The sequence below is a fragment of the Streptomyces sp. NRRL B-24484 genome (assembly GCF_000717715.1).
Lineage (GTDB): Bacteria > Actinomycetota > Actinomycetes > Streptomycetales > Streptomycetaceae > Kitasatospora.
The window spans coordinates 82248-101992 of the sequence record NZ_JOAI01000032.1 but is presented as its reverse complement, the minus strand read 5'-3'; the positions used below and the strand labels follow the sequence as shown (position 1 = coordinate 101992).

The following is a 19745-nucleotide window of genomic DNA, read 5'->3' as shown; positions in this document are numbered from 1 at the left end:
GCGGACGGCCACCGGCGTCTCCATCGTCGCCGTGCTCCGCCGCACCGGCGCGGTGCCCTCCCCCGGCCCGGACTTCCGGCTGGCCGGCGGGGACACCCTCATCGTCATCGGCACCCGCGAGGGCGTGGACGCCGCCGCCGCGATCCTGGGACGGGAGTGATCGGGTGCACACCGCCACCGTCTTCATCGAACTCGGCACCGTCGTCCTCGTCCTCGGCCTGCTCGGCCGGCTCGCGAGCCGGTACGGGCAGTCCCCGATACCCCTCTACCTGCTCGGCGGCCTGGCCTTCGGCCACGGCGGCCTGCTGCCGCTCAGCTCCAGCGAGGAGTTCGTGGCGACCGGCGCCGAAATCGGCGTCGTCCTGCTGCTGCTCATGCTCGGCCTGGAGTACACCGCGGCCGACCTGGTGACCAACCTCAAGCAGCAGTACCCGGCCGGCGCCGTCGACTTCGCCTTCAACGCGCTGCCCGGCGCGGCCGCCGGACTGCTGCTCGGCTGGGGCCCGGTGGCCGCCGTGGTGCTGGCCGGCGTCACCTGGATCTCCTCCTCCGGAGTGATCGCCAAGGTGCTCGGCGACCTCGGCCGGCTCGGCAACCGGGAGACCCCGGTGATCCTGAAGTTCGTCTCGCACGACGACCCGGAGAAGCTGCTGCTGGTGGTCTTCGGCCTCACCCTGCTGGTGGCCGGCATCGCCCAGAAGCTGCAGGTGTCGGCCGCAGTGGGCGCCTTCCTGGTCGGCATCGCCCTCTCCGGCGAGGCCGCCGAGGGTGCGCACACCCTGCTCAGCCCGCTGCGGGACCTCTTCGCCGCGGTGTTCTTCGTCTTCTTCGGCCTGAGCACCGACCCGACCTCGATCCCGCCGGTGCTGCCGTCATCGCCGGGCTGGCGGTGACCGCCGGCATCGAACCGGACCTCGGCCCGCTGGCCACCGCCTACGTGCTGATCCTGGTGATCGTCGGCCCGCTCGCGGCCCGCTGGACGGAGCCCGCGGCCGGCCGCCTCGCCGCACTGCGCACCCGCCGGTGGGTGCCGGCCCGGCAGCGCGGGACGGCCCAGCCGGCACCGGACGAGGCGACCCCAAAAGCAGCGGCGGACGGCGGGTCGGCCACGGCCGGAGGCGAAGCCGTGGCAGCCGACGGCACCATCGGGTAGCAAGCGATTGGGGACCGGCCTCCGCACCGAGGCGGGCGCCGGTCCTCGTGCGCCGGCGTCCGCTCCGGTCCGGGCGTTCAGACCCCGGGCAGGACCCCCGACGAGGCAGATGCGCGGCGAAGGGAGCCATGGCCCGAGCGATCTATGTGGATCACGGGGAGAAGCTCAGGCGAAGGCACTGGCTGGTGTTTCTTGTCCACGCCGATGACGCGGCACAGCGGCACGGTCTACAGTCCTCTCACACCGTCGAGAGAAGGGCCCGGCCATGGACCGCCATCCGCAGCGCGACACTCACTGGGGCGGATGCGCCGATTCCTGGTGGGGAGCCTGACAGGCCCGGCTTACGCCTTGTCTGCGCCGCTTCGGCTGGCTGGGCAGCAGCCGACGCAAGCCCGGGGCCCGGTGCAGCGTTACGCGTCGGCAGAGCCGGCTCACCCGGCGGTCAGCAGGACGGCCCGCTGTCGGCGTCGAGATGGCCGGCGATCAGGTGCAGGGTGTCAGTGAAGACCATCAACCGATCAAGATCGGCGGTGGAAGCAGCCAGCCCGAGTGGGTGACCGGACATCCTGGCGTGCTCGCAGGCCCGCCCCAGCGCCGCCACCCCGGCGGCATCGCACTCCTCGACACCCCGCAGGTCCAGCGCCAGGCCGTCCGGACACGCCCGTGCCGCCGCGAGCAGTACCTCCGGCAGTTCCGGGGCGCAGCGGGAGTCCAGGGTGCCGGAGAGCAGCAGGACTGCGACCGGGCGCCCGGCCGTGAGGCGGAGCCGGAGTGCCCCGCCGCCGAGCGTGCGAACGCCCAGTGGCTCGTCCGGCTGGGCGGGGCCGGACGGACTGCGGTCGTCTCCCAGGAGCATCGGAGCACCTCCCGCCGAACTGCGAAGCCGCTTCTGCCAGAGTGCGCTGGTCGACGCCCGGCCGCCCGGTCGAGGGGATGGTCCAGAGGGAGATTCCATGTCCCCCTCATACAGTTCCCTGCAGCCGGTGGTCTGGATCTCGGAGTGGCGGACGAACCAGGTCACGACGTCACCGCCAGGAAGCCTGCCCCGAGCAGGATCGTGCTGTCGCGGGCCCGCCGGGCCGTCCAGGCCTGCAGGCCGCGGCGGCCTCCCCCTCTCGGAGCACAGAGTGCTGGCGACCGTCGAAGCAGGCGTCCCCGGACGCCACCGACGACATCGCCATCCTCACCCTGCAGATCCCCGCCGCCAATACCAGCCGCACCGCAGGCACGCACCACACCCCGCCCGGGAGCCAGCGGGCGTGATCACGGATGTCCGGCCGTCCGGATCGTCCCCGCGAGCCTATGGTGGGGGTGTCGGCGCCGGTCGACGGCAGGGCGGCCGGCTGGTCCCCGCAGTGCAGCGCGCCGACGGCAGCAGACGGAGCAGCCCCGGGAAGCGGGCCGCTCCCGAAAGGCGCGCCGCCATGACGAGCGAGTCGGGCGAGCTGAAGGCCAGCGTGAGGCAGGTCGGCCAGGCCGTGGTCTGCACGTTCGCGGGCGACCTCCACCAGGGCACAGCCCTGCAGGCGCAGCAGGCGCTGGACGAGGCGCTCGGCGAGCTCCCCGAGGTGCTGGCGGTCGATCTGAGCGGGGTGGAGCTGCTCGCCTCCGGCGGGCTGAACGCCCTCCTGGCGGCGCGGACCGAGGCGGCCGACCGGACGGTGCCGATGGTGCTCGTCGCGCCGAGCTCTGGGGCGCGCCGGGTCCTGGAGATCACCGACACTGCGGGACTGTTCCCCGTGTACGGCACGGCGGAGGAAGCGGGACGGCACGGACGGGATCCGGCCGCCCGGGGTGCGTAGAGCGGGCCGGGGCGGGCAGGCGCCGAATCCGGAGAACTTCGGCCATCGACGGAAACCCGTCATGTGCCCCACCCCCATCCCGCGGCCGCAGACCTGCGCCGACCGGACTTCCTTCCCAGCAGTGAGAACGCGTGCGTGAGCGAGGGCCTGGCCTCCATCCGCGCCGCCCTCGCCGACTGGCACCTTCTCGCCACCGCCGGCCAAGTCGCCGCCGACGCTACCCTCGTCGCCGCCGAACTCCTCGCCAGCGCCGCCCAGCACGCCGACGGCCAGGTATCCATGCCGCCGCAAGTGGTTGCACATTTCAACTATCGGGCAGAATAGGGCCTCGTGCGGGGAAGCCGGGGTCCTCTCCCTGGTAGTACCCCTCCGGGTCTGGGAAAGCAGCCCGGCCGCCAGCGGGAGTCCCTCGGAGTCGGGCACGGCACGTGTGGCGCAGCCTGTTGCTACGCTCACGCACAGCTGATGGTCCGTCGGGGGAGTAGCGAGTGATGGCGCACACAGGTGTGCGAAGGACAACGGGGGCCCTGGTTCTCCTGGGGGCCATCATGGCCGGTTGCGCGCCTTCCGGCGGCGCCCAGCAGGCCCTGGACCGTCCGGCCAGTACGACCGGGGCTCCTCCGGCGGCTCTGGCGCTGACGGAGTCCCAGGCCCGCGACATCTTCGAGCGGTTCGCTCGCGAAAGCGCCTCCGCGCAGGAAAGGGACGACCTTGCGGCCCTTGCCGCGGTCGAGGGCGGACAGCTGCTGAAGGAGAGCCAGGCCGAGGAGCGGCTGCGCAAGGCCCGGGGCAGCAGCGAGGCACCGCGCCGCTACACCCGCCCGACCTACCTGATCCCGCAGGCCGTGCAGGGGCAGGCTGTTCCTCAGGCCTTCGCCGTGCTGAGCAAGATCGAGGGGCAGGAGACGGACCGGGGCTCCTATCTGATCCATTTCGCGCGGTCTGCCGACGACGGGGCGTGGAAGGCGGTCGCGTCCGCATGGGTGGTGACCGAAGTGCCGTCGGGGGCGGCGAGTGCCGCGCCGTCGTCCTCCCCGAAGCCCGGGGTGATCACCGTGCAGCCTCAGGTCATGCCGCCCCTGGCGCGGGAGGCGTCCGGAGCAGTGGAACTGGCCCCAGCCGTGGCCGGCAGCGTATGCGGCCGCTACGCGCAGTACCTGAGCTTCACCGTCCCGGACGGAAAGCCCGACAGCCCCGACTTCGAACGAGGAGACTTCTCGAGCAAGCTGGTGGACTACTTCAACGGCTGGTACGACAACCGCCTGCAGCGCAGCTTTTCCTACCGCACAGTGGGAGACAACCTCCCGGCGTTCCGACTCGGCAACGGGCACTCCCTCGTCAGCTGCACCCTCGAGGGCACCCACCAGGTCCGCGGCGCCACCCCGGCCAACTGGATCAACCTGGGTACCGGGAACGACTCCGAAGCCCTGTTGGGTGGGGGCGCCCGCAAGTGGGCCAGTCTCGACGAGGTATGGGCCGTCACGGCCGTCATCGAAGTGCCCCAGGCGGGCCGCCCGGCAACAGTGCTGGCCACCAACGCCTACGGTGCCACCAGGCTGTCGGTCAACGGCGTGGAATGGAAGTAGCCACCTGCCTGGCTGGCAAGAGGGTTCCCGGCGCCGGAGGTTCGACAGTTCCGCTGGTCAGCTGCGCTCAATGGCCACGACACTGCCCAGGATTCGTCGGCAGGTCCGATCGCTGGGCGTAGAGCGCCCGCCAAGTTCGCGAAACCGTCTTCGATCTCACCAGCTGACCAGGCCCACGGCGTCGTCCGCCTCCACGCGCCCGACGGGGGGCGGGCCCGGTGCACGGCAATTGCGGCACAACCACGGTCCGCCGCTCCCCACCAGCTACCGGGAAGGGGCCCGGCTCCCCCCTGCGACTTCCGTCGGCCGCACCTACCGGTGTGCCGATCATGCGCCGTGCCAGAGTCAGATTCCCAGTCCGGCGGCGCGGACGACGGCTCGGCGGGTTCGCTGGAGCACCCCTCGCGGCGTCAGTTCCTCTTCGACCCTCAGCAGGTATCCGACGGGCGACGAGGCCATCAGGGTGTCGCGTTGCCTGGCAGCTGTCTGCCGCGCGGCCACCGTGGTGCAGGCGAGGCCGGCGCCCACTGCTGTCGCGGTTCCCCCACCCAGGAGCCCGAGTGCGGCGCCCCCTGCGGTTGCCTCGGCCTTGAGGGTCAGCGCGGTGTACATGGTCTCCAGCTTCAGGCCCTTCATCGCCTTGCGCAGGGACTCCAGTGGCTGGGCGATGCTGCGGTCGAAGGTGTCCTTGAGATGGATCCCGAGGGCGACTGCGTCGTCGACCCCGCTGGTGGTCTCCCTCAGTTCGCCCGCCGCCGTGTCGATCGCGGCAGCGAAGGCGTCGAACTCGTCGGCGTAGTCGGTGCGCAGCCTGATGATCTTTTCGACCGGGACCGCGTGGAGATCGGCCGGCAGGACGCAGCGCACCGCCATGAGCGCGAGGCGTGTCTCCTCGTCGTCCGTGATGGTGCGCGCGCCGCCAAGCAGTACTTCAGCGATGCGCTCGCTCGACCAGCCGCCCCGTGCAGCGTGGGCGTCGACCTGGTCGGTGACCGGCACGAACGCGGTCCGGCGTGCCAGTTCCTCTGTCAGGGCGCATTTGTAGGCCCAGGCCAGGGCCGGGTCGATCACCAGCCAGAACATCTCGCGGCCGTTCTCCCTGTAGCGTCCGCCTCGGCGTGCGAGCCCGGCCGCCCGCAGCACGGCCGTCAGTTCCTGAGGAACCTCCTGCGGGTACAGGCCGGCCAGATCATCGATGTGGCAGGCACGGGACCGCCCCGGCTCGGCGGGATTGCCTGCCCTGAACCGCCGGTGCTCGGTCCCGTAGCGGACCCGCAGCGCCTCGGCGTTCTCCTCCACCGCCGCGATGAACGCCGGCGCCACCGCAGCGGCGGCCGCCGCCGGGTCGACGTTGACCAGGAACTCCGCCTGCTGCAGCTCCTTGAGGAGGTGCCCGTCCCGCACGGGGAAGCCTTCGGGAACTACCCGGGCCAGCCGCTTCCAGTACAGCGCCGCCGCCTTCGCCCACTGCTCGTCGCGCAGGTGGACATACGGGTAGTAGAGCCCGGTGTTCCGCACCGTTGAACCGCCTTCTCGCCCCCGGCCCCGCCCTTGATGGTCGAGGCCCCACCGCATGCTAGGTGATCGAACCGCCCTGCCGTGGAGACCTGGTGGGAAGCGGTGGAACTGCCGCGTGCCGCACGCGCGGCCGGCCCGACCGCGGCGGCGGTCGGGCCGGCCGAGAAGAACGGCGAGGTGCCCTGCAGTCCGCCGTGGAGGCCGGACTTCTCCAGGCCGCCACGTGGCCGGCCGGGCCGGGCTACTCGCTTCCCGACCCGGCCGGCCTGACTCACACCGCGGCGCGCCGGGTGGCTCGCTTGGCCGGCGTCGCCTTCTTCGCCGCCTTCGGTGCAGTCGCCTTGGCCGTGTCGGGCTTCGTCGCGGGCGCCGTCGACTTCTTCGCTGCCGCACCGGCCTTCCGGGCAGCGGTCTTCTTCGTCGTGTTGGCCGGTGCCGCGGCGGCCGGCTTCGGCTTCGCCGCGGTCCGCTTGCCCGCGGGTACGGCGGCGGTGGCGGACTTCCCGGCGGTGAGCGAGCCCTTCGGGGCCTTGGCCGTCGCCGAGCCGGACTTCGGCAGCTTCTTCGCACCGGACACCAGGTCCTTGAAACCCTGGCCCGGACGGAAGCGCGCCACGCTCGTCTTCTTGACCCGCACGCGCTCGCCGGTCTGCGGGTTGCGGGCGTAGCGGCCAGCGCGCTCCACCTTCTCCAGCGTGCCGAAGCCGGTGACCTGCACCCGCTCCCCGGCCACCACCGCACGCACCATCACGTCGAAGACGGCGTCCACCGCGTCCTCAGCAGCGGTGCGGCTGCCGAGCTGACCGGCCACCGCCTCGACGAGCTGTCCCTTGTTCATGCCACGCCTCCAGTGGAAGGATTAATTTGTCCTATTTCCTCCCAACATAGAAGCTGCCGCGGTCGCTGCACTCAGACACACCGTCAGCTTCAGGCCGGTCGCCAGCGGCCGGAGGGCGACGCACCGGCTGCAGGCCCGCGCATGCATACTTCTAGGCCGCCCCACTCCGAACGCCCCACGCACTTTTCCAAGATCTTTAGCGATGTCCCGGCGAAGCATGGATGCCGGCACTTCGGGTGCGAGCGGACCGACGCGCTGTCCAGTGGCTACCGAGACTCCTTACAGGGCTCGGACCCTGGGCGCGGAGTGCCGTTGGCCGGGCGCGGGCAGCCGGTCGGCACCGGCCGGCACGGGAGCGACGCGGCCGTGCGCGTCCGGCAGCAGCAGCTCGGCGGTCCGGCCGACACCGGGCAGGCCACGGCCGGCGGCGTGCACGCGGACCTGCCGGGAGATCAGCTGGCCGTGACCGTCGCCCAGGCCGGACCAGCGGCCGGCCTGGACCTGCAGCTGCAGCGAGGCCCCCGGCCACGGCCCGGTGGTGAGCAGCACGGCGCCGCGCTGGCGCAGCCGGGCGCCGATCCGGTGGGCGACGGCGGGTGTGGGGGCGACGGGGCCGAGCAGGACAACGTCCGCAGCGGGCAGCAGGGCGGAGAGCACCTCGGGCCACTGCTCGCCGGGGGTGTCGGCGAGCAGGAGGCGGTGCAGGTCGATGCCGTGGCCGGCGGCCGCGGCGAGGCCGAGGTCGGGCAGGGCGACGGCGGCCGCGAAGCTGCTCGGGTTGGCGAGCAGGGGGCCAGCAGTGAGGGCCAGCAGCAGCGCAGTGTCGGCGACGACGGTGGCGGTGCCGCGCTGCAGCCCGCGGTAGGGGAGCAGTGCGGCGAGCTCTTCGAGGACGGGCAGGGTCTGGGTGGCCTCACGGTCGGCGCGGGCCTTGGGGGAGGTGTGCTCCAGCAGCTCGGCCAGGCCCGGGCGGGGCCGGGGTTCGGCCGGGGCGGTCATCGGCCCGTCCCCGCGGGCGCCCCGGTGGGGTCGCCGACCTGCGGCATCACCGGGGCGATGGCGACGCCCTTGTAGTGGACCCAGACCGAGGGCTCGTCGCGGGCACCGGCCTGCAGGCGGGCCGCCCAGTAGCCGGGGCGGATCTGGCGCCAGCCGGTGACCACCGCCGGCCACCAGGTGCCGCCGCGGCGGACCCACACCGCGAGGACGTCCAGGACGACCTCCCCGGCGGCTGCCGCGAGGTCCTCCTCGCTCACCAGGACGGCGTCGCGCCAGTCGCGGGGGCCGATGGGAGCGGCGGTGAACGGGGACGGGGGACGAACCGGGCGCATGTCGCCAGTCTCTCGTACTAATGTTCGAATATCTAGCACCGGCCCCCGGCCTCACGCCCAGCCTGTGCGGGACGGCCGTGCTGCCGGCGGGGTGCGGTCGTTGATCGGTGCGTGACGGATGCTGCGGGCGAGGGGCCGATGCTGTGGGCGTTGGCCGTGCGGGAGACCGACGACGGCGACGTGCTGGCGGAGGTGGTCGTCGAGGTCGGCGAGGACCACTACCCCTCGCTCGCGGTCGACGCGTGGGAGAGCGGCTTCGTGTCCGCGGCCGCCGACGCGCCGGTCACCACCGGCGTGGTCGAGGTCCGCGCCGGCCGATTCGAACGCCTCGTCCTGGCTGGCGGCCGGCAGGTGTGGGAACCGCACCCCGCGCTCGCCGCCTCGCCCGGCTGGCTGTCAGCCGCGGCCGAACGCGGGGTCCTGGTGACCGTCGTCCCGCCGGGCACCTGGCCGACCGACCTCGGCACCCTCGCCCCCGAGCACCGCGTGGACGCCTTCGAGACCAGCCTCGCAGCCGCCCGAGACGGCGGGGAAGCCCTTCAAGGAGTCGCCGCCGTCGACATCGCCTGAGCGCCCACCCGACCGAGTCGGCCAACAACCGCGGTCCCGGCCCGAAGCCGCCGCCGGGCCTTCCCGGTGCCGGCCTGAGCGGGTGTTACGGGCCGCCCTCGGCCCAGGGTTCACGGTCAGCCCATGACGCCAAGATGCCGTCCAACCGGGAGCCGCACCGGGCAGGTTCGGCCAGTCCACCGGCGATGGGGGTACTCACTGTTCCACCCCGGCCCCAGTCGCGTCCGCGGCGGCCCGTTTGTCGGCGCGTTCGGCGTCCTGGCGGGCCTCCTCGGCGAGGCAACGCTGCTCCTGTGCAGCGTCCACGTAGAAGACGGGGCGCCAGCGCTCGTGGTCGTAGACGGGGTCGGGGTACCAGGGGCCGACGGCCTCCCACAGGTGGAGCCAGGCCGTCTTCAGCTCGTCCAGCGCGGCCGTGCGCTCAGGGCTGTCCGCGGGCGTGGCAGCGAGTCGCTCCAGCGCTTTGGTAGCCAGGTAGACGTCGGTGTTCACCCGCATGGCCAGCGAGTGCGCGGTGAGCCGCTCCGGGCTGTACCGCGGGTGCGTCCGCATCTGTGCGGTCGTGCGGGCCGACAGAAACTCGCCGACGGCGGTGACGTCCGCCGCCGTGATGTCGGGGATGTAGCGCAGCCGGCGGTCGCTGCTCACGGCTGCTCCGGGTGCTGGGCGACCAGCAGGGCCTCGGCGTTGTGGACGGCGTCGATCGCGGCCATGGTGCGCGGGGCCTGGTCGCGCACGGCGGCACAGATCAGGTGCTCGGCGAGCACCGCGGGGTGCTCGTAGGTGGCCGGGTCCTCCTCGTCCAGCTCCAGTAGCTCCCCGGCGTCGGCGTAGTAGGCGGCGAAGTAGGCGTGCTCGCCCGGCACCAGCCAGCGATCACTGCGGTCCTGGCCGGCGGCGGCCTCGCGCAGCGCGGCCACCGCGGCCACCGCGCGCGGATGCCGGGCGCAGGTGCCGGCGAGGTCCAGGGTGCGCAGCACGGCGAACACCCAGTCCGCCTTCAGCAGCACGTGCTCGTCGTAGGGGGCCAGTGGGGCGGGCATCATGACGGCCTTTCCGGTCGGGTGGCGGGCGGCTCGATCTGGTCGAGCTGGTGCAGCAGGTCGTCCATGGCCTGGTGCAGGCGCCCGATGCGGTAGGCCTTCTGCAGGGAGGGGCTTGCCGGGTAGAGGTCGGCGGCGGCCTGCGGGACCTCGTCCAGGCGCACTAGGGTCTGGTCGATCAGGTGACGGGCGCGAACGATCGGGGCGTCCTGGTCAGCCACGGGAGGGCTCCGCGGCCGGGGCTGCGGCGTAGGGCTCCAGCTGGTCCAGGAGCTGGCGCAGGGCCTGCTCGATGCGGTCGGCCCGGTAGGCGAACTGGCGCTCGGTGTCGTCGGGGTGGGCTCGCAGCGCGGCGGCCTGGGCGCCCTCCAGGCCTGCGCGGGCCCAGTCGAGGTGCAGACGCAGCATGTGTTCGCTCTCCTGGTCGGCGGGGATGTAGGCGAGGGGGCGCCAGCGCTGGGTGTCGAAGCCGGGTTGGTCCTGCCAGGGGCCGACGAGCTCCATGAGGCGGTTCCAGCGGTCCACGAGGCCGGCCCCCAGCGGCGTGGTGGCGGCGGGGGTGCTGGCGTGTCGGGCGAGGTCGGCGAGCAGCGGCTCGGCGACGGAGGCGACGGCGTCCTGCAGGCCGTCGGCCAGTCGGTGTGCCTCGGGAGTGGCGATGCGGGCAACGCGCTCGGCGCGGTCGGCCAGGAACGCGCGGACGGCCTGGACGTCGGCGGTGGTGATGCGCTCGGTGAGCGGCCGGGCGTTCACCGGCGTACTCGCCGGGTGGCGGTGGCCTGGCCGTCGCGGTCGACGACGTACCGCGGGTGTTCCTCGATGACCTCGATGATCAGGTCGCTGAAGTTGTGGTCGGCGATCTCCGGGTAGTCCGGGTGGGAGCGCCAGATACGGGCCATCTCTGCCAGGACGTCCCAGCCGGTGCCGGCCAGGCCGGTGTTGACGGCCGCTCGGGTGGGGTCGGCATCGTCCGCCAGATTGGTCACTGCGGTGGTGGCGGCGGCGCCGGTGCAGATCGCGGCGGCCAGCGCGTCGGTGAGCGGGCCGGTGCCGTGCTCGGCCCGTTCCTCCCTCAGCCGGGCCTCGAGGAACTCGGTCACGGCGTTGACCTGGTCACGGGTGACGTACACAGCGGCCTCCCGGTATCGGGCCGGCCCTGGTCGGGCGCGGCGCAGCGCGGCCGGGCCGCCGGGAGCGATGGTCGGTCCGCGTAGCAGGGGAGCCTATCTTGCAGGGCGGGGGATCAGCTCCCCGTCGGGCTTCGCAGGCACCGCCACCCGCGCGCCGCAGCCGACCGACCTCAGGACGTCCTGCGCCCGGCCAGGAGCGCAGGACGCCGCCTGGGGTCGGTGAGGCAGTCGCGGTGCCAACCGGATGGAGTGGGCTGCCGGCCGCTCGGGGGCAGCGGGAACACCGGCGACCCGCGCGCGACCGCGGCCATTGACGGGGCCGCGGTGCATCAGCATTCGCAATGGTGCTAGTGATCGGCGCCGCAGCCGTGACAGGCGATCCGTCGTCTTCCGGCTCTTCCACCCTCCCCTAGTAGTCGATCCATCCGTCGGCGCGGCAGCCGTCGCAGAGCAGGTCGTCGAGGGCGTATCCGCCGCAGGAGCGGCAGACCCCGTCGCCGTCGGGATGGCGCTGCGCGGCGCTGTCGAAATCGGGGAAGCTCGGGTGCCGAACCCCGTCGTAGACCAGCGTCGTTGCCCCGCCGTTTGCGTTCGGCCGGTGCCGGCCCCACGGGATCTCGGGGAGCTCGACATCTTGCTCGGTGGGCGCACCGCACCCGCTGCACTGGTACTCGTCGCACCAGGTCGTCACGCCCCACATTGAGCCCGGGTAGCGGTCGGTGTGAACGAGCCGACCGTCGCACGGGGCCTTGGTGCCGTCTTCGTACTCTCTGGCCTCCGGGCAGCCGGCGCCGTGGTGGCACTGGCCGGAGCAGCGACACCGCTGGTCGGGCTGGGCGGTGCGGAACACCGCCTCGGCGCGAGCACGGTGGGCGGGGCTGGCGTCGGCGGCCAGGGCGCGGACGCCGAGCTCCTCGACCTTGACGCCGGCCTCGGCCTCGGCGGCGGTGGGCTGCACGGCGAAGGCCATCGCGAACAGCTCGGCGGCGGTGGGCTCGACATCGTCCTCCGCCGGGTCGCGGAGCCGGACGCCCTCGAACTCGACGACGTCCGGGGCGCCGCCGTTGGTCGGGCGGAGCTCGCCCCACGGGATCTCGGGGAGCTCGACCTCGCCCGAGCCGGTGTGGCCGCACTCGGCGCACCGGGTGCGGTCCCACCAGGCGGTGACGGCCGGCGCGTCAGCGGGGCGGCGGTCGAGGTGAACCAGCCGACCTGGACACTCCCCGCGGTGAGCGTCGCCGCAGGGGGCGCCATGGTGGCAACCGATGCCAGAACAGCGGCACGGCTGGTCGGTCTCGTCGTCGTGCCGCGGTCGCCACACGGCCTCGGCGCGGGCGCGATGCGCTGGCGTGGCGGTATCTGGCAAAGCGCGGACGCCGAGCTCCTCGGCGGTGATGCCTTCCTCGGCCTCGGCAGGGGTGGGCTGGAGGACGTAGGCGATCGCGACGAGCTGCTCGAGGCCGCCCGGCGTGGTGGCGGCCACAGCGCGAGCCCGGTTGAGCGCGTCGTGGTAGCCGATTCCCTCGGCGGCCTGCAACTGGCGGGCGCGGCGCTGCATGGCGGTGCGCTTGGTCACGATTCCTCCCGGCCCGGGCGCATCGGTTCCCACGCAACCCGCCCGGCGGAACGGATCGTCAACACAGAGGTTCAAAGGGCCGGATCGCTCCCGCGACCTCCTACCGTCAGCCGCCGACGGCGTGGGCGCCGGGAACGGTGTGGGCGTCGACTCCGCCCTCGGGACGACCGTACCGGATTCCACCGACAGCAGGCGCCGCCCGCACGCGCCCACATCCACGGCTGGTGTGCCCGGTTCCGAGACGGCGTTCGTCTCGTACCCCGCTCACGGACGGCCGGGTGGACAGCCCACGCGCACGTGGCCCAAGAAAAGTCTCGGACGGGTGAGCCTCGGTGTCCCGATAATGGCGCGATGACGCGACACCCGAGAGTGCCAGCGGCAGCCGGACCTGGGTGGCCCTCCGCCCCGGCGCCGAGCCGTGCGCTTGTCATCCGCAACCGGACGGACGAGAAGTTCATCGCCATCAAGCAACAGCACGAGCGGGTCCAGGCGCACTGTGCACTCGTCGGTGAACTCACCCTCCTCGGGATGGGAGCCAACCAGCACGCCCGCGGACTGGCCGACGTGGACCTCTATCTGACGTCCGTCCGACGCATGCTCCGCATCATCGAACTGATCCGACGCAGTCGGCTTCCCACAGCGGGCCTCCGCCAGCCCTTCCGCGACTTCGAGGAAGCCGTCAGCGCGGTCCCCACGATTCGTAACGCCCTGGAGCACCTCGACAGCGCCACCGTGGACGGCCGCATGAGTCTCGGCTTCGGAATTGCCGCCGACCGAATGACCGTCAGCCTGGGCAGTGTCATGGTCGACACTTTCGCGCTCTACGAGGCCTCGACCGTGCTGCACCGGGCAATCCGTGCCGTCGTCGACCCCATCGCGGCTCAAGAGGTCCACCAGCAGGCGCCCCTGCTCAGCCTGCTGGAAAACAACTCATAGCGGCCCGGTCTCCCCGGCCATCGGGGGCGGCCAAGAAGCCAGGGTGTCAGCGCCATCGCTGGCCTGGCGGCGATCAGCGACGGGCGCCGGCCTTCGATGCGTATCACTGTGATTCTCAGCAACAGTGATACGCCTCGAGGGCCGGCGTCCTGATGCCCGTCCGACAGGAAGGCATGAGGGCGGAGAGGTTCGGCCAGCTCAGAGAGGCTGTTACTCAGTAAAACAGTGATACGCAGGCTCCGCAGCCCTGGTCGCTGGTGATCCGTACGCGGGCGCCGCCGGGCAGCAGAGCGGGGTGCTTGTGATGGTGGTGGCCGGTCACGGGGTCGCCACCCGGCCGTCTTCGTCCGTGGCCCGTTCGGCGGGCAGGGGCGGGGTGTCGGGGCCGGGCTCGACGGGTGTGATGTGCAGCGGGATCCGAGCTGCACCGGCGGCGCCGGTCCCGAAGAGGTGGTCCAGGTAGGCGTCGTCGGTGTAGTCGACGGGCATGAGGGTGCCGGACAGCGGACCGGCGACGACCTGCACGCCGAGGGGGTGTAGCCGGGCCGCGGTCAGCCAGATCGGCGGCAGCGCGACGGGCGCGTCGAACAGCGTGGTCCTGGTAGTCGGGTTGTGGACATGTACGCGAGCGAGGGCGGACGGCCGTTCGGTGACCGGGTACAGGTCGATGCGCCAGTCGGGCAGGTAGGTGTCCGGGTCGTAGTGCCAGCCCTGCTCGTGGAGCAGGATGTCCAGCGCCGCCCACCACAGTCCAGGTACGCGCCGCTCGGCGCCCTCACGGATGGCGACCGCCTCGATGGCAAGCGCCGCCTGGCCGCTGTCGCCGAACGGCACCGGCCGGCAGACCATCCCCAACACACCGTCCGGCCCAGCCGGGGCGGGACCGGCGGTGACCGGGTCCGGCACCGCGAGGGCGTAGTCGCCCCGCGGCTCACCCCAGCCGCCCATCAGCTCTGCCGGAATAGTCCCCGTGGTCATGGCCGTGTAGGTCAGCGGATCCCAGGAGCGCATCTGCTGCTCGGCATCGGCGAAGTCCTCGTCGGTCGGCGGGGTGTGCCGCTCGAGAGCGGTCAGCGCCTGGGTGTATCGGATGCCGAAGGTGTCGGCCAGGTCGCGGGCGGCCTGCTTGCGGTCTGCGTGACGGGTCATCGGGCACTCGGCTCTCTCGGCGGGGCCCACGCACACCCGCCGTGGCACGACGCACCAGGGCAGGGAAGAAGGTCGAATGAATGCGGATCCGCTGGGGACCTTCGCACGGGCCACCTGCCGCGTGGGAGGCATAACGGTGGCCGGCTGGGCTGCGCAACAGCCGATGCTGGACACCCTAGCGGGGAGCACCGACACCACGCAGTCACCCACGTGGGTCGGACAGCAGCGGGTCCTGGACGCCGGCCATGCGGGCCATGGTGGCCGGAGGTCTCTACGTGGTGGCCAGCAGCACGCGGCGGCAGTACTCGTCGGCCATGCTGCCGGGCCAGCGGTCGGGGGCCTCGGGCATCCTCGCGAGCAGCCACGCCCACCCGCGGGCCTCGACGTCGGCGGCGGCCTCCTTCTGGTCCGCGCGGGCCTCCAGAACCTCGTAGGCGACCCCCGGGCTCATTCCCACTGCGATGGTGTACTGCTGGCGGTGCAGGTCGATCTCCACGCTCCAGCCGTTGCCGTGCCATACCGCGAAGTCGCGGTCGACCCCGGTCTGGCTGCTGTTGCGCAGCATGGAGGCGGCGGTGTCCCTGCACCATGCGGCGGCGGTCGTCGGACCGGGGAACCGAGTCCACTGGTTCAGGGTCTGCGGCCGGATGTCCAGGTAGCAGCCCAGGACGTCGTGCCTGCCGAAGACTCCGTAGTTGGTGGCGACGATCTGGTGACGGTTGCCGCGGTAGCGGAGCTCGAGGAGGACGGTGCCGGCCGCGAGGGCCTCGGCCAGGGCGCTGTCGGAGGGCCGTGGGTTGAAGGAGCTGATGGCGGTCTCGGGGTGGGCGGGACTGAGTTCGTGACGGTTCATTGGGATGGCCTTTCTGCGCCGCTCGGCGCATGCTCTGGGTTGTTGTGCGGCCCTCGGTGGCCTGCTGGAAGGCGGAGCTGGACACGGCCCGGGTGCCGGGCCGTGGGCTGTGGTCGTGGGCTGCGCCGGCTATCTGCGGCGTGTCCCCTTGCGGGTGGACTGCGGTCAGGGGATCGCGGTGGCGCTTGCGGTATGCAGGTGCACTTCGTCGAAGCCCTCATCGGTCAGACCGGGCAGGGCTTCGGCGACGAGCTGGTGTTGCCAGCGCAGGACGTCGTCCGGCACGCGGCGCGAGGCGGGGCGCTCGGCGTTGCGCCGCAGGCACTCCTCGAGCGGGGTGACGAAGACGACCGCTCGTGTGCGTCGGCCGTAGAGGCGGGCCTGCTGGAGCAGGTGGGCGCGGACGCGAGCCTCTGCGTTCGTCGAGTCGATCACCAGCGGGTTCGCCCGCACCAGCCGGGCGGTGACCACGATGTCTTGGATCTTGACGGCTTCGGCGGTGGCACCCTGGTCTCCAGCGTCACCGCCGGTGACGAGCGCCCGGAGGCTGTCCAGTTCCACGACGTGGTCGCTGGGCTGGCTGCTGGCGAAGGTCGACTTGCCCGAGCCGGCCGGGCCGATCAACACGATCATTGGGTCCGGCTCGACCAGGCGGGCGGTTCGTGGCGTCACGAGTACAGCCCGGTGAGCAGGAGGCCGATCGTCTCGTACAGGTCGGTGTGCTCGGTGATGGTCGGCTCGAGGACGTCCAGGTGCCCGAGCTGGCGGCGGCGGTGGATGAGCCGGGCGGAGTTGAATCGGAAGCCGTAGGGGTGCTTCTCCCAGCCAGCGGGGTCCGGGTCGTAGGTGAAGGTGGCGAGGATGTCGAAGCTGCGGCGCTGGTGCTCGGTACGGGCCTCGACGGTGAAGCTGATTCGGTCGCGGCTCTCACCGTGGGCGCGGCCACTGGAGTGAGTGAAGCCCGGCAGGCTGGTGAGCTCCTCGATGAACAGGCCGGCCTCGCCGGTGACGTACTCGCGCACCTCGTCGTCCTGATAGCGGATGGAGAGCGTGCTCTCCCCCTTGGGCATCTCCTCGGTCAGCAGGCCGGGGAAGATGAACTCCCGGTGGCTATAGGCGTGCCACTCGGGCCTGGCGTCCTCGACCGTGCTGTTCTCGCGGGCGCACCGGTTGCACATGGCGTCGATGCGCTCGATGAGCACGGAGCTGAACGGGCCGCCGCAGCCGCAGCAGAGGAAGCCGTGGATGTCCCGGGTCCAGTAGCTGATCGGCTGGGTGTTGAGGACCAGGTTGTCCCAGGAGCCGACCGGCTCGGTAACGGTGTGCTGGCGCTGGCGGGCGTACTCGGTGTAGACGGAGGCGGCCCTGTTGCGGCCGTGAACGGCGATCAGGGCGCGGGCCCAGGCCCTCTGCAGGTCCTTGGCCTGCTGAGTGAGGTCAGGGCGACCGTTGTACTTCACCAGGACGCCCAGGCCCGCGTCGTCGGCGAACAGGCGCTCCATCTCGGCCAGCAGGCGTGTACGGGTACTCGGCGTGGTGGAGGTGAGCATGTGTCTCTCCTTGCTCTGAGGTTTGGGCGGTAGCGCGCTCGGGATTGCCCCGGAGCGGCGCAGCGGTGGGGCTGCGCCGCTCCGGAGGGCGGTGTGGATGGCGGCGGCGGGAGGCAGCGTGCCGGGGCCGTCCGGTGCCGACGGTGCGGGCGCTCAGCTGGCGCCGGTGAGGATGGCGGCCGCGCTGGTGGCGATGATGGCGAGGAGGCTGAGGCGGCTGGCCCACACGAGGTGGGTCATTTTCCCCTCGCAGATCTTGCTGAGGTTGTGGAGGCGCTGCGGGCGGGGGTCGGCCGTTACGGCGTTGGGGATCTCCTCGGGGCGCAGGTCGGCCCAGCGGGTGAACCCGGTGGAGCGGGTCTTGTCCGTGCGGGGCATGACGACCAGGATGCTCAGGGCCGCGGAGCCGATCATGGCGGTGGTGCCGACTGCGGCCACCCCGAGGGCGACGGGCGGCATCTTGCCCAGGAGGGCGATGCCGCCCACCATCAGCGTGCTCAGGGTCAGGATCAGCGAACTCTTGGAGTCGGTCCGGGCGATGTCCGCGGTGACCGCAGCCAGCTCGATGTCGAGACCGTGGCTGGCGGTGTAGGCCAGCATGGTCTCGCTGGCGTTCGGGCCCGGGTCGGTGGTGCTCATCGTCGGTACTCCCCTCAGTACGTTGTGGACGACCGTGCGGCGGCGTCGGCCGTGGTCGCCATGGTGTTGGAAGGCAAGGAAGCCGACTGCCCAGCGGTGGGCAGCCGGCCTGTCCTGTGGGTCACGTGGTGCTCGCGCGCGGGCCGACGGCCAACTGCTTTGATCAGCTCCGGCGGGCCGGGAGCCGATCCGTGTCCGGGCAGGTGGCGACCGCGGCCTCGCGAAGCGCGACCTCGGCCTGGCCGAGGAGGAACGCCGCCCAGTCGAGCGCCTCCTGTACCCGGCCGCTGTCGGACGATTCGGGAAGGCCGGTGCGGGCGGCCAGGGCGAGGCCGTGGACGTCGGCGATGACCTGGGTATGCGCGTGGTACAGCTCGGCGAGTGGCGCCTGGAAGTCCGCCGGGTTGTTCATCTCGGTCCGCCGACGCGCAGCGCGGGGCTGGCGCCAGTCGTTCCTGGCCCGCCGCAGTGACTTGTTGAGCAGCAGAGTCATGTCGACGGTGGTGAGGGTCTTCCGGCGGCGGCGAAGGCGGTTGAACAACTGGCGGTCTCCTCTGTGGGATCGGGCCGGCTGCTGCGCGCAGACCGGCGGAGCCGGCGCTCGAGGTGACCGCCGCAGAGCCGTGCGTACAGATTCTTGTTGCCGCACGGTCCCGCTGTCCCCGGAATCGGGGCTCTGCCCTCCGGGGAGGCTGTTCCGGTGCGGTCCGCCGGTCAGGGCAGGTCACGCGCCGTAGAGCAGGATTCCGGCGGCCGCCAGGGCGTAGGCCGCAACGGCGAGGAGCGGGTTGTCGGCCTGCGTGAAGCAGGCAAGGCCGACCAGGGCGATGACCGCACCGAGCGCCCGGCGGACCCGCAAGGGCGAGCCCCTCTTCCCCAGCGGGGGAAGCCAGGGCGCCACCGTGGCGCGCAGAGCCCGGACAGCGCGGGAGTTCCGGGTGATGGGCAGCATCAGGAGGATCAGGAGAACGGCGAGGAGCAGGAGCGGGAGGACCCGCAGGGCGGTGTCCGGGGTCAGCGACATGAACGTCTCGCTTCTTCGGGCGCCACCAGGAAGGTGGCGGAGAGAACGGAAGGGCCGGGCGGCCCAGCGGCGCCGAACGCCAGCAGGACCGCCCGGCGTGGGCGTCGAGCAGTGCGTCACCGCCGGCAGACGGCTCCCGGGTCGGGGCCCTCGGCCGGCTCCAGCTCGGCGTCGGGCCTGGACCGAGTGCGCAGCCGGTGCAGTTCCTCCTCGAGTTCCAGCAGGCGCTGGAGGAGGTACGGTGCCCGCTGCCCGAGATGGCCGACGAGGTTCTCGCAGAACACGTCGTCCGGCTCGTGGTCGTGCTGCCTCATCTCCACGACGATCCTGACGCTGGCGGAGACGGTGGCAGGGCTGGCCGCGTTGAGGGCGATGCTGGCCCCGGTTGGTGTCCGCAAGGCCTCGATCAGGTCAGCGCGGACGTCCGGCTGCAACAGCTTCAGCCGCTCGGGTCCGCTCATTCCCGGCCTCCGATGGTCAGGACGTCGTCCGGGGAGTAGGGCAGCGCGGCCAGGGCCGTGCTCCAGCCGCCGTTCCTCGGGTTGAAGTGGATGGCGTTGTCGTCGATGTAGGCGAGGGCGCCGCACTTCACGTTGGTCACCAGGACCTTGGGGCCGTGCCAGTAGGCGTGCCGCTTCTCGCACACCACCGTCTCGAGTCCGGCGTGCTTCTCCAACCAGCGTGCGACGTCGTGGTGCAGGTCGTGGTGGCGGGCGGTGACGACGGCGATCGACCAGCCGCCGGCGATCCGGTTCTGCAGTTCCTCGATGGCGCCGGGAATCGGCGGGCCGTAGACCGCGCCGTCACGCCAGCCGTCGTTCTGGTCGTGGATCACCCCGTCGTAGTCGATCACGAGCGTCTTCCTCGAGGGCGAGTTCGCCAGGGCGAGCGTCCTCGCTCGTTCAAGTAGCCAGGTGGACATGGTTCTCCGATCGGATTGCGGGCCTCGGCCGCGTGCTCCCCCGCCGGCGCAGACAGACGTCGGGAGGGGCGCGGCAGTGCAGCTGCTGCGCCCCTCCCGGGGCCGGTAGGCCGGCGGTAGGTCCG

At 72.1% G+C, this 19745-nt stretch carries 27 protein-coding genes and 1 pseudogene; 7 read left to right on the top strand and 21 right to left on the bottom strand.

Annotated elements, in window-relative coordinates:
* Together IE98_RS0126340 and IE98_RS43125 are read left to right on the top strand one after the other, a co-directional pair.
* Positions 1-160 (top strand): cation:proton antiporter regulatory subunit (locus IE98_RS0126340; protein ID WP_030273050.1); only part of this gene is annotated, 160 nt, incomplete at its 5' end.
* 4 nt (positions 161-164) lie between these two features.
* Positions 165-1153, top strand: a pseudogene (locus IE98_RS43125) (cation:proton antiporter).
* 442 nt (positions 1154-1595) lie between these two features.
* Here IE98_RS43125 and IE98_RS0126330 read toward each other — a convergent pair.
* Complete coding sequence (locus tag IE98_RS0126330) at positions 1596-2009, bottom strand: STAS domain-containing protein (protein WP_030273047.1); 414 nt, start codon at positions 2007-2009, stop codon at positions 1596-1598.
* Positions 2010-2577: 568 nt separating this feature from the next.
* Between IE98_RS0126330 and IE98_RS48320 the strand changes: the two genes are divergently transcribed.
* The 3 genes from IE98_RS48320 to IE98_RS0126315 all read left to right on the top strand — a co-directional run bounded on the left by IE98_RS48320 (position 2578) and on the right by IE98_RS0126315 (position 4541).
* Complete coding sequence (locus tag IE98_RS48320; protein ID WP_052390990.1) at positions 2578-2955, top strand: STAS domain-containing protein; 378 nt, start codon at positions 2578-2580, stop codon at positions 2953-2955.
* Positions 2956-3090: 135 nt separating this feature from the next.
* Complete coding sequence (locus IE98_RS0126320) at positions 3091-3279, top strand: hypothetical protein (RefSeq protein ID WP_159401074.1); 189 nt, start codon at positions 3091-3093, stop codon at positions 3277-3279.
* 224 nt (positions 3280-3503) lie between these two features.
* Positions 3504-4541, top strand: coding sequence for a hypothetical protein (locus IE98_RS0126315; RefSeq protein WP_159401073.1), 1038 nt, complete (start codon positions 3504-3506; stop codon positions 4539-4541).
* A gap of 345 nt (positions 4542-4886) precedes the next feature.
* Here the strand turns inward: IE98_RS0126315 and IE98_RS46760 are convergent, their stop codons facing one another.
* The 4 genes from IE98_RS46760 to IE98_RS0126295 form a co-directional block, all read right to left on the bottom strand.
* Positions 4887-6059 (bottom strand): DUF6236 family protein, encoded by a 1173-nt coding sequence (locus IE98_RS46760; protein WP_030273039.1) that lies wholly within the window; start codon positions 6057-6059, stop codon positions 4887-4889.
* A 271-nt stretch (positions 6060-6330) separates the two neighbouring features.
* A complete protein-coding gene (locus tag IE98_RS0126305; protein ID WP_043175139.1) occupies positions 6331-6897 on the bottom strand; it encodes an HU family DNA-binding protein in 567 nt (188 codons plus the stop codon).
* Positions 6898-7176: 279 nt separating this feature from the next.
* A complete protein-coding gene (locus tag IE98_RS43115) occupies positions 7177-7896 on the bottom strand; it encodes a hypothetical protein (RefSeq protein ID WP_052390989.1) in 720 nt (239 codons plus the stop codon).
* On the bottom strand, positions 7893-8228 hold the full coding sequence (locus IE98_RS0126295) for a hypothetical protein (protein ID WP_030273034.1): 336 nt from the start codon (positions 8226-8228) through the stop codon (positions 7893-7895). The genes IE98_RS43115 and IE98_RS0126295 overlap by 4 nt, the downstream gene beginning before the upstream one ends.
* A gap of 111 nt (positions 8229-8339) precedes the next feature.
* Between IE98_RS0126295 and IE98_RS0126290 the strand changes: the two genes are divergently transcribed.
* Complete coding sequence (locus IE98_RS0126290; RefSeq protein WP_159401072.1) at positions 8340-8798, top strand: hypothetical protein; 459 nt, start codon at positions 8340-8342, stop codon at positions 8796-8798.
* A gap of 195 nt (positions 8799-8993) precedes the next feature.
* Here IE98_RS0126290 and IE98_RS0126285 read toward each other — a convergent pair whose 3' ends face one another.
* The 7 genes from IE98_RS0126285 to IE98_RS0126260 form a co-directional block, all read right to left on the bottom strand.
* Positions 8994-9446 (bottom strand): hypothetical protein, encoded by a 453-nt coding sequence (locus tag IE98_RS0126285; protein ID WP_030273030.1) that lies wholly within the window; start codon positions 9444-9446, stop codon positions 8994-8996.
* A complete protein-coding gene (locus IE98_RS0126280) occupies positions 9443-9844 on the bottom strand; it encodes a hypothetical protein (protein WP_030273029.1) in 402 nt (133 codons plus the stop codon). The genes IE98_RS0126285 and IE98_RS0126280 overlap by 4 nt, the downstream gene beginning before the upstream one ends.
* The gene (locus IE98_RS0126275; RefSeq protein WP_030273027.1) at positions 9841-10062 is read right to left on the bottom strand and encodes a hypothetical protein; all 222 of its coding nucleotides are present in this window, start codon (positions 10060-10062) and stop codon (positions 9841-9843) included. The genes IE98_RS0126280 and IE98_RS0126275 overlap by 4 nt, the downstream gene beginning before the upstream one ends.
* Positions 10055-10594, bottom strand: a complete 540-nt coding sequence (locus IE98_RS0126270; protein ID WP_030273025.1) for a hypothetical protein — start codon at positions 10592-10594, stop codon at positions 10055-10057. The genes IE98_RS0126275 and IE98_RS0126270 overlap by 8 nt, the downstream gene beginning before the upstream one ends.
* Complete coding sequence (locus IE98_RS49415; RefSeq protein ID WP_030273022.1) at positions 10591-10971, bottom strand: hypothetical protein; 381 nt, start codon at positions 10969-10971, stop codon at positions 10591-10593. Before IE98_RS49415 ends, IE98_RS0126270 begins: the two co-directional genes overlap by 4 nt.
* A 170-nt stretch (positions 10972-11141) precedes the next feature.
* Complete coding sequence (locus IE98_RS52640) at positions 11142-11282, bottom strand: bifunctional DNA primase/polymerase (protein WP_106976708.1); 141 nt, start codon at positions 11280-11282, stop codon at positions 11142-11144.
* 98 nt (positions 11283-11380) lie between these two features.
* On the bottom strand, positions 11381-12547 hold the full coding sequence (locus tag IE98_RS0126260; RefSeq protein WP_159401070.1) for a hypothetical protein: 1167 nt from the start codon (positions 12545-12547) through the stop codon (positions 11381-11383).
* Positions 12548-13075: 528 nt separating this feature from the next.
* On the opposite strand from IE98_RS0126260, the gene IE98_RS0126255 reads away from it, so the two are divergent.
* Positions 13076-13483, top strand: a complete 408-nt coding sequence (locus IE98_RS0126255) for a hypothetical protein (RefSeq protein WP_159401069.1) — start codon at positions 13076-13078, stop codon at positions 13481-13483.
* Between the two features lie 318 nt (positions 13484-13801).
* On the opposite strand, the gene IE98_RS0126250 is transcribed toward IE98_RS0126255, so the two are convergent.
* The 9 genes from IE98_RS0126250 to IE98_RS0126210 form a co-directional block, all read right to left on the bottom strand.
* Positions 13802-14632 carry a hypothetical protein gene (locus IE98_RS0126250; RefSeq protein ID WP_030273019.1) on the bottom strand — a complete coding sequence of 277 codons (831 nt, stop codon included), beginning with the start codon at positions 14630-14632 and terminating at the stop codon, positions 13802-13804.
* A 271-nt stretch (positions 14633-14903) separates the two neighbouring features.
* Positions 14904-15485 (bottom strand): hypothetical protein, encoded by a 582-nt coding sequence (locus tag IE98_RS0126245; RefSeq protein ID WP_030273016.1) that lies wholly within the window; start codon positions 15483-15485, stop codon positions 14904-14906.
* 165 nt (positions 15486-15650) lie between these two features.
* Positions 15651-16118: an AAA family ATPase gene (locus tag IE98_RS0126240; protein ID WP_052390988.1), complete on the bottom strand. Its 468-nt coding sequence runs from the start codon at positions 16116-16118 to the stop codon at positions 15651-15653.
* A 35-nt stretch (positions 16119-16153) separates the two neighbouring features.
* Entirely contained in the window at positions 16154-17035 is an 882-nt protein-coding gene (locus IE98_RS0126235) for a hypothetical protein (protein WP_030273011.1), read from the bottom strand.
* 153 nt (positions 17036-17188) lie between these two features.
* Positions 17189-17674, bottom strand: a complete 486-nt coding sequence (locus IE98_RS0126230; protein ID WP_030273006.1) for a Pycsar system effector family protein — start codon at positions 17672-17674, stop codon at positions 17189-17191.
* Positions 17675-17837: 163 nt separating this feature from the next.
* A complete protein-coding gene (locus IE98_RS0126225) occupies positions 17838-18215 on the bottom strand; it encodes a hypothetical protein (RefSeq protein ID WP_030273004.1) in 378 nt (125 codons plus the stop codon).
* A gap of 183 nt (positions 18216-18398) precedes the next feature.
* Entirely contained in the window at positions 18399-18698 is a 300-nt protein-coding gene (locus IE98_RS0126220; protein WP_030273002.1) for a hypothetical protein, read from the bottom strand.
* 116 nt (positions 18699-18814) lie between these two features.
* Positions 18815-19159: a hypothetical protein gene (locus IE98_RS0126215; protein ID WP_030273000.1), complete on the bottom strand. Its 345-nt coding sequence runs from the start codon at positions 19157-19159 to the stop codon at positions 18815-18817.
* Positions 19156-19551, bottom strand: a complete 396-nt coding sequence (locus IE98_RS0126210; RefSeq protein ID WP_030272998.1) for a hypothetical protein — start codon at positions 19549-19551, stop codon at positions 19156-19158. Before IE98_RS0126210 ends, IE98_RS0126215 begins: the two co-directional genes overlap by 4 nt.
* Between the last annotated feature and the right edge of the window lie 194 nt (positions 19552-19745).